The following is an 8,895-nucleotide window of genomic DNA, read 5'->3' as shown; positions in this document are numbered from 1 at the left end:
AACGTCCTTCGGAAAATGCGCGCCTTTAAATGAGATTGTCACGGTTTGCTCCTGTCATAGCCGAGCGCGCGCTATCAGAACTGCAGCCGGAATGACAGTTGGGAGCAGAATTTGCGACAGAACCCGGTGCGTTACCTTGGTGTCGAATTGGAAGATGCTCTGAGCATAGCCGAGCGCATCGACATCTAACGAACTTTGGCGAACGGTTCTGCCGTTCGCAATTTCGAAGCGGTTGTCCGTCCGTCATGCGGCGTTCGAGCATTCTGAGCCCAAAAATCACCGATGCTGCACGGGCCCCGAAAGTCTGCTTCCTCACCTTCTATGCGGCCTCCGAACCCTGTAGGCGCAAACCGATCAGCTCTCTGAATCGTCCTTGTGGATCGAAGTCCTTTTGATTGTGACAAGCGTCATGGCGGCCAAGAGGATCGCGGCGCTGGCAAGTCCGGCGCAAAACCCAATCCAGATGCCCCAACCGCCCAAACCAATGAAATGCGCCAGCAATAACCCGCCGCCGATCCCGAGACCCCAGTAGCATGTTGTGCTAAGCACCAGTGGCAAGAGCGTTCGACGCAGTCCGCGCAATACGAAAATGAAGACGATCTGCCACGCATCGAACAGGAAGAACGGTGCCGTCAACATCATGACAAGCGGGATCAGATCTTCTGCTTCGGGCGATGTAACGCCACTTGCAAACAGACCGATCACCGCGTCTGGGAACATGAGCACGATCAGGGCAAACATACCCGAGACGCCCCCTGAAAGCAGGATGGTCAGGTGAAGAAGGCGCCTTTGGCCACCCCGGTCGCCTTTGACCCGCAGGCCAGCGATCCGGGCGGAGCCGACCTCCCCAACAGCGCCTCCGATTGCGAAGTTTAACTCCATGGCCGCGAAGGCCACTGTACCGGCAGCGAGCCATGCCGGTGACTCCAGCCCAAGCAAGTAAAGCACAACGATGAAGAGGCCGCTTTCCAGCAACTGCTGTGCCCCCGCCGCCCAACCGAGCAAGGCGATTTCACGCAGCGCTGCCAGAATACGTTGCAGGCGCGCAGCGGCGATCCGAACTGCGCCGGACCGGGCGACCCAAAAGGTGAGTGCGACCGCGCCCAAGACCTCAACGGCCACCGTGGCCCATGCGGCACCTGCCACTCCCATGCCACGCCACGTACCAAATCCGTGGACCAGCAATATGCTGCAGGCAGCGTTGACCAGAAGCATAAGAACAGACAGGGCCAACAAGGGCCCAGTGCGCCCAATGGCGACGAGCGTATTCTTTAGGGACGCGAAGATCAAAGCTGGCCCGACCGCGTATGCCAGAACGTCGGTATAGTCGCTGAACAACATGATGATATCGGTAGGGTAGCTGCTCTGGTCGAGAACGGATTGGGTGAACTCCGGCAGGACGAGGCCGAGCACCACGAACGGAAGATTCATCACCAGCACCGCAAGCAACACCGCGCCGCGTTTGGTCGGCGAAGCCTGTTCGGCCATCAGCACAGTGCCGATCGACAGAACGGCGAAGCCAACCACGATCAACGAAAAGAGGATGGTCTTTCCGAGCCCCACCGCAGCGAGTGCTTCGGTCCCAAGTGCGCCCACCACCGCGAGATCGGTGAGGCCGATGAGAATCCCTGTGCCGTAGAACGCGGCAAGCGGTGCGGCTTCGCGGGCCAAAGAAATGGCGGTTGGACGAGGGTGTTTGGTCTGCGTCATCAGAGCACCGTGCGTTTGCACGGTCACCCATCGAGCTGATGACCTTGGTTGCCGCAGATTTCGACTGCGGGGCAGCTTACCGAGCGGGAGGATAGTATCAGGAACTGCGACCGACAAGGGCGGATTCGAAAGCCCCGGCAATGCAGTGGCCGGTTTTCTAGTAAAGCCTCTTGAACCTCACGCGGCGTGAGGTCCTATCGATGACGTCATGTCACGAATCAAATTCTTCACCGTCGGGCAACTGGCAGACCGATCCGGCGTCACGGTGCGTACATTGCATCATTACGACGAGATCGGATTGCTGAAGCCGGCCACGCGCGCGGGATCAGGGCGCAGGCTCTACGATCGAGACAGCGTGCTCCGGCTCCAGCAAATTCTGACCTATCGCACCTTGGGGCTGGCTCTGGATGAAATTGCCCGGCTCCTCGACGACCCGGCATTCGACCGGCGCAAAGCGCTTTTGGCGCAGCGGCAAGCTGTGACCGACCAGATTGCTCACAGTGAAGCATTGATCCGAGGCATCGATGAAGCGCTGGCCCTCATCGAACGCAAATCGCGAAAGGACATGGACATGACAACGCTGTTCGGCGGGTTTGACCCGTCAATATTTGAGGACGAAGCCAAGGCCCGTTGGGGCAAGACGGAGGCGTGGGCAACTTCGGCGACGCGGACGGCCGCCTACACCGAGGCGGATTGGGCGCGGTACCACGAAGAGCACACCAAGCTCTGTGACGGGTTCGCTGGCCTTGCTAGAGCGGGTGCGGCACCAGACGGAGTTGAGGCTTCAGAGCTTTCCAAAGCGTATGCCGACCTGGTCGATCGCTGGTTTTATCCATGTGAGGCCAGTGCGTTGGGCGGGTTCGCCGACATGTACGAGGGTGATGCGCGGTTTCGATCAACATTTGACGCCCATGGCGATGGAACGGCCGAATTCGTGATCTCTGCATTTCGCGCAGCAGCAAGCATTTAGGCGACCTATCGGTCGATCAAGTTTTCGTGCAAACTGCGGGCGAAGGTTTCCGAAGGTCTCTGCCCGCGGATACGGTGCACAAAATTTTATTGCCGTATGTGAATGTGATGACGCTCGGAATAGATGGCTGGGTAATTGATATTGCCGCAAGAACCGCGACGCGGGGTGGGCGCGTAGGGCGACTTTCGCCGCGCGCGGTCCGCCTGCTTCAGGTTCTCGCGAAAGCAGACGGCGCGGTGGTATCGCGCGAAGATTTGCTAGATCGTGTCTGGCCGAACGTGACGGTCAGTGACGAAAGCCTCACGCAAGTTGTCTCGGAGGTGCGTCGTACTTTGACCAGCCGGCAGATTATCGCAACCGTCGCGCGTGGTGGATACCGGCTGACCAAACCTGCTCTTGTGACCACTCACAGCTCGGAAAGGGTGAGCAGCAAAGAAGGCGTCCCCCTTTCGCTTGATGCCTATACGCTGTTTCTTGAAGCGCGGCAGTGCCTCGAGCGGGGCAGCGAAACCGACCTCATTTCCTTCTTCGATCTTGCGGCAGAGGCCGCCCGGATGGCGCCGGACAACGCTGAAGCCAGAGCTCTCAACGCAGAAGCACTTTTCAAACGTCATCTTTACTGGTCGCAGGGCGAGATGCTGCTCGAAGCAGCACTGACCGAGGCAGAGGCCGCAATTCGCCTGGATCCAACTAATGCAAAAGCACATCTCTTCGACGGCGTTTCACGGATCGCGGCTGGATGGTTTGCGGCCGGTTATAAGGCAATCGAAACCGCATTGTTCCACGGGCGCAACGAAGCGGATGTTCATCTTGATGCTGCAAAGCTTCTGTACACGGCAGGCAACGCAAGGGCGGCTGCGTCTTTGGCGGTCCGGGCGGCAAGCCTGGCCCCCAATAGCTTCGAGGCCGACTTTCTCGCGGCGCGTATTCTGATGGAAGCCGACCCGCACCGATCCCGCGTCCATGCTGAACGGGCATTGAAGCGTGTTCGGGACGCCCTGTCCGTAGAGCCGCAGTCGATGCGCCCTCTTTACACGCTGGCGCCACTTCTTGCGATGCTTGGGGACCGCCGGGGCGCGCAAGCCACGATCGAAGGTGTTGGTCATCACGACTCGCCGCTGGAGTACAATCGAGTTCTCGCCTTGTCTCAGATCGGCGATACCTCATCGGCAATGGAACGCCTGGAGTTTCTGGCAATGCGCGGTTGGCGGCACGCTTGTGTGCTCGACAAGGAGGTCTCCTTGCGCCCGGTTCTGGACGATCCGAGATTTGCGCGCCTCAATCCGGAACTTCAGGCGGTATAGGCGCTGGTACAATTGTCGAGGTGAATACTGGACCAGCGTCGCAACCGGTTTGACTGACATGGAGCGACCAGCGAGGGATTTGCCTCGGCTGGACGTTTGTACTTGAAGAACGTGCCTTGATCGCTGCCGCATGGGCCTTGGATCATCTCTCGGAGCGGCAGCATCCGTTTTTCAGAACTCTTTCCGGTCTTCTTCAGGAAACGCGGGATCGGACCGCGTAGATGAGCGGCATCGGCGCCTTCCGTCTTTGCAGGAGGCCCGGACACGCGACTGAACAGAAGGAAACGCGATGCCATTATCCATCAATACCGAAGCGCCGAACTTTCTGGCGAACTCTACCGACGGAATGATCCACTTTCACAATTGGATCGGAGACAACTGGTGTGTCCTGTTCTCGCATCCGAAAGACTTTACGCCGGTTTGCACCACGGAACTCGGCGTCATGGCTCGCATGAAACCCGAATTCGATCGCCGTGGCGTGAAACTGATCGGTTTGTCGATCGATCCGGTCGAGGACCACGCGCGCTGGTCGGACGATATCCAGACTGCGACTGGCCAGTCTCCCAATTATCCGCTGATCGGAGACACGGATCTCAAGATCGCCAAGCTTTATGACATGCTGCCCGCAGACGCCGGCGACACCGCCGAGGGGCGGACTGCAATGGACAACGCAACCGCGCGGACATTGTTCGTGATCGGCCCGGACAAGAAGATCAAGCTGACGATGTCTTACCCGATGACGACCGGGCGCGACTTCAACGAAGTGCTGCGTGCCATCGACAGCCTACAGTTGACGGCCAGGCAGCAATTGGCGACCCCGGCCAACTGGAAGCAGGGAGACGCGGTCGTGATCGTGCCGGCCGTGTCCGATGAAGAGGCCCGGAAACGCTATCCCGACGGCTGGAAGGCACCAGTGCCCTACTTGCGTCTCGTCGAGATGCCCGTCTGACGATTGATTGAAAGGAAAAATTGACATGACCCTAGACCTGACACGCCGGAACTTCGGGCTGCTCACTCTTGGCGCGATGGCCGTGAACCTGCCCGGTGTTACCTTTGCGCAAGGAGCGGCCTACGCCAATCCCGGTCTTCTGGAAGAACCCGGCAGCCTGATAGGGGCTGTCTCACCCGTCACCGGCAGCGGGCAATCCGCGCAGCTTGAGGGGATGGTGCTTGTCGATGTTCGCCCCCGCGCCGAGTATGATGCGGGTCACATCCCGGGGGCGGTCTATCTTGCCCCCGACGCGGTCGCCGCCCGGCAGAGCCCCATCGACGGGACGTTGATGCATGTCACCAATCTTGAGGCACTGATTGGCAGCATCGGCATTGCGGCAGATCGGCGGATCGTCTTCTACGACGACCGTGGCGGCTTTCACGCGGCGCGCATGTTGTGGCTAATGGAGTATCTCGGGCACCAGAATGTCGCGGTCCTCAACGGCGGCTGGTCCGCCTGGAAGGGCGTAGGCGGTCCGGTGGCCACACAAGCCGCAGCCGCTCAGCCAACGGAGTTCCACTCCGCGATCAGCCCGCGACGGCATGCGACCGCAAATGACGTCCTTGCCCACCGCAACGATCCTGACGAGGTCCTTATCGATGTCCGGCCGCCGCATATGTACGAGGAGGGTCACATCCCCTGGGCGGTCAACGTTCCCTGGGCGCAAAACCTCGGCGACGATGGGCGGTTTCGAAGCGCCGGAGAACTTCTGGCCCATTTCGGAGACCATGGGGTCACGCCCGAGAATAATGTGATCATGCATTGCCAAAACGGCCTCGCTTCGTCGCACAGCTATGTTGCGCTGCGTCTTCTGGGGTTCTCGAGGGTGCGGGTGTATCATCGATCCTGGGCTGAATGGGGCAGCGATCCGGCTTTGCCGAAGGTCACTGCCTGATCAGCAGCACGCCCGTTCCTGCGGGCGTGCGCCGCTGCCGATGTGGAAAGGAGGACGGGACATGACAAAACCGACGCTTCCGTTCGACGGGGGGCGCTTGCGCCCGGTCACACATGCCGATGCGGACTTGATGCTGGCGCTCATGACGGGTCCTGAAGTGCGCCGCTACCTGTGCGACGACACGATCCTCACACCGGACGATGTTGCAGGGTTCGTTTCCGCAAGCATCGGGCAGGATGAGGACGGGTTGGGCCTATGGGTTATCGAGACGGAGACCGAAACCACGGCGGGTCTTTTGGGTTTGATGCCGGTGTCTGGTCCGTTGGTGGCGGTGCCCGCTATGCGGGGCGGGATTGAACCGACGATTGCTCTCGATCCGAGATTCTGGGGTCGGGGTCTGGCACGTCAGGCACTGCTGGCTGTTATTGAATATGGGCGGACAGAGCTTTCGCTTACTGAGCTGGTCGCGGCGGTTGATGCACCGAATGAAAGCTCACACCGCTTGATGCAAACTTGCGGTTTCGAGGAATGTGGCACGACGTCGGGAACGGCCCATGACCTCATCCTTTACAAGCGGCTCCTGACACAGGGTGCCGCCTCTTAGCCCGACCATGACGCAACGCAGACCATACATCTTTTTCGTGCTGACGGGCGTGCTCAGCCTTCCATTCTGGGGCCTGGGCGCTGTGGCGGACAGGGAACTTCTTCCCAGTCTTCCGGTCAGTGCGCTGATGGTGCTTGCGCCCGGATTGGCAGCAAGCGTGCTGGTCTGCCTTGCGGGCGGGCGCCCGATGACCCGGCGGTTCTGGCGCGAGTCCGTTGCGGTTGGTGACACTCGTCCATGGGTGTGGATCGTGGCCCTCTGCACCATGCCGCTGGTAATGGTCGCGTCGGGGGCTTGGCTGTTGGCGGTAGGCGAATCCCTTCCGCCACCTAAGATTGATCCGCTCGGACTGTTGCTCCTATTCGCGCTTTTTCTGCTTGCGGCGATGGCAGAAGAACTCGGCTGGACCGGCTACGCGTCGCGCCCTCTTTACAAGGCCCACGGCCTGATCGTTGCGGGGTTCATCATCGGTGTGATGGCCATGCTTTGGCACATCATACCCTTGCTTCAGGCTGGCCGATCCTGGGATTGGATTGCCTGGTGGTCGCTCGGGATCGTTGCCCGCCGGGCGATCATTCTCTGGCTCTATATCCATGGCGGTCAATCCATGCTTGCGACGGCGCTCTTCCACGCCATGGGCAACCTCAGTTGGATGATGTTTCCGGTCATGGGGTCGCACTATCATGCACCCAGCGTGGCCGTGATCCTCGTGGTGATCGCGGTGGTTCTGCTCGCCTGCCCTGCATTCGAAAGGGGCGGCTATGGCCGATTTGGATAAGGCTTCCGGATCTGAAGGGGTTGCGACCTTCGGCAATGAGCAAGACGGGGATATCTCCAGTATCGCCGCGTTCAGGTATGGCGAGGCACTGGAATTGGACGCTGAGGTCATGGCCCACGGCGGTCTCAGGGCAATGCTCGCCCGCGGGTCCTGTCGCGCATTTGAACCCCAGCCCGTCAGCACGTCTCTGTGTATGGCGCTTTGCGCGGTGGCGCTTGCGGCACCGACCAAGAGCGATCTCCAGCTGCGCGACATAGTGCTACTCCGGGATGAGACGGCCAAGGCGCGCCTGTTGGAACTCATCGGGTCCGAGGTTTGGGTCAAGGACGCCCCGAACATCGCGTTAATTTGCGGCAACCATCGGCGGCAACGTCTGCTGCACAAGATACAGGGGCATACCTTCGCGAATGACCATCTAGATTCCTTCTTCAACGCAACTGTCGACGCGGCGATCGCACTTTCGACGTTTGTTGCAGCGGCGGAATCCATGGGCTTGGGTTGTTGTCCGGTCAGCGCCGTCCGAAACGAAGCCGCCGCAGTGAGCGATCTACTTGCCTTGCCGGACTACGTTTTCCCGGTCGCCGGGCTGGCCTTCGGTTATCCTGCAGCCGCGACGCAAAGGATCAGCCTGCGTCTTCCTCTTTCAGCGACCGTGCATCAGGACAGATACAGCGAGCATGATGTCGAGCGCCGCATCCAACGCTACAACGCAAGACGAAGCGCGTTTCAGCCCTATACGCAGCAACGTTCCCGTGAGCGGTTCGGCACGTCGGAGACCTACGGGTGGGCGGAAGACAAAGCCCGGCAATACGCGCTTCCGGAGCGGGCTGATTTCGGGACTTTCATTCGCAGCAAGGGGTTTCGGCTGGAATGATGGTCTGGTTTTTCTGTGTCTGACGTCAGCACCAATGGGACAGTTTAAGTCGATTTGATAAGAGAGGGTTTCTGGCAAATCGTAACCACCAAGGAGTGGAGATGAGACAGAAACCCGGAACGCGTAAGAGCCATGGCGAGAAGGTCGTCAAAGACATCCGCCGCGCCACACGCAAGCAGTATTCAGTGGAAGAGAAGATCCGGATTGTGCTGGACGGCCTTAAGGGCGAGGACAGCATTGCAGAGCTGTGTCGCCGCGAGGGCATAGCGCAGAGTTTGTATTACAGCTGGTCCAAGGAGTTCCTCGAAGCTGGGAAGAAACGCCTTGCTGGCGATACGGCTCGTGCGGCGACCTCGACGGAGGTCAAGGATCTGCGCCGTGAGGCTCGCGACCTGAAAGAGGTTGTTGCCGAGCAGGCCCTTGAGTTGCGGCTTCTCAAAAAAAGCATGATCGGGGATGGGGGCGAAGACGAATGAGGTATCCCGCATCTGAGAAGCTGGAGATCATTCGCCTCGTCGAAGGGTCGCATCTTTCGACCAGGCGTACGCTGGACAAACTCGGCATCCCCAGAACCACTTTCTATCGCTGGTATGACCGGTATCTGGCTGGCGGCCCCGAGGCGCTTGAGGATCGCAGCCCCAAGCCATCACGGGTCTGGAACCGCATTCCGCAGCTGATGCGTGAGAAGATCAAGGACCTGGCTCTGAAGGAAAGCGATCTGTCGCCGCGTGAGTTGGCCGTGCAGTTCACCGACACAGAAAAGTACTTT

The 8,895-nt window shown here is 59.8% G+C and carries 8 protein-coding genes and 1 pseudogene; 8 read left to right on the top strand and 1 reads right to left on the bottom strand.

Features of this window, described 5'->3' with window-relative positions; genetic code table 11:
• Positions 1-354: 354 nt before the first annotated feature.
• Complete coding sequence (locus tag J7394_RS22635; protein ID WP_209256224.1) at positions 355-1,710, bottom strand: MATE family efflux transporter; 1,356 nt, start codon at positions 1,708-1,710, stop codon at positions 355-357.
• Between the two features lie 208 nt (positions 1,711-1,918).
• On the opposite strand from J7394_RS22635, the gene J7394_RS22630 reads away from it, so the two are divergent.
• From J7394_RS22630 to J7394_RS22595, 8 genes and pseudogenes are all read left to right on the top strand, one after another.
• A complete protein-coding gene (locus tag J7394_RS22630) occupies positions 1,919-2,680 on the top strand; it encodes a MerR family transcriptional regulator (RefSeq protein ID WP_209256223.1) in 762 nt (253 codons plus the stop codon).
• A 107-nt stretch (positions 2,681-2,787) separates the two neighbouring features.
• Positions 2,788-3,984: a winged helix-turn-helix domain-containing protein gene (locus J7394_RS22625; protein WP_209256222.1), complete on the top strand. Its 1,197-nt coding sequence runs from the start codon at positions 2,788-2,790 to the stop codon at positions 3,982-3,984.
• A gap of 289 nt (positions 3,985-4,273) precedes the next feature.
• Complete coding sequence (locus J7394_RS22620; protein WP_209256221.1) at positions 4,274-4,933, top strand: peroxiredoxin; 660 nt, start codon at positions 4,274-4,276, stop codon at positions 4,931-4,933.
• A 25-nt stretch (positions 4,934-4,958) separates the two neighbouring features.
• Positions 4,959-5,870 carry a sulfurtransferase gene (locus J7394_RS22615; RefSeq protein WP_209256220.1) on the top strand — a complete coding sequence of 304 codons (912 nt, stop codon included), beginning with the start codon at positions 4,959-4,961 and terminating at the stop codon, positions 5,868-5,870.
• A gap of 61 nt (positions 5,871-5,931) precedes the next feature.
• Entirely contained in the window at positions 5,932-6,474 is a 543-nt protein-coding gene (locus J7394_RS22610; protein ID WP_209256219.1) for a GNAT family N-acetyltransferase, read from the top strand.
• Between the two features lie 7 nt (positions 6,475-6,481).
• Positions 6,482-7,252, top strand: a complete 771-nt coding sequence (locus J7394_RS22605; protein ID WP_209256218.1) for a type II CAAX prenyl endopeptidase Rce1 family protein — start codon at positions 6,482-6,484, stop codon at positions 7,250-7,252.
• A complete protein-coding gene (locus J7394_RS22600) occupies positions 7,236-8,126 on the top strand; it encodes a nitroreductase family protein (protein WP_209256217.1) in 891 nt (296 codons plus the stop codon). The genes J7394_RS22605 and J7394_RS22600 overlap by 17 nt, the downstream gene beginning before the upstream one ends.
• A gap of 101 nt (positions 8,127-8,227) precedes the next feature.
• A pseudogene (locus J7394_RS22595) lies at positions 8,228-8,895 on the top strand (helix-turn-helix domain-containing protein); the annotation flags it as partial.

The organism is Ruegeria sp. R13_0 (assembly GCF_017743995.1).
Taxonomy (GTDB): domain Bacteria; phylum Pseudomonadota; class Alphaproteobacteria; order Rhodobacterales; family Rhodobacteraceae; genus Ruegeria.
Note: the sequence above shows the minus strand (reverse complement) of the source record. Positions and strands in the feature narration are given on the sequence as shown.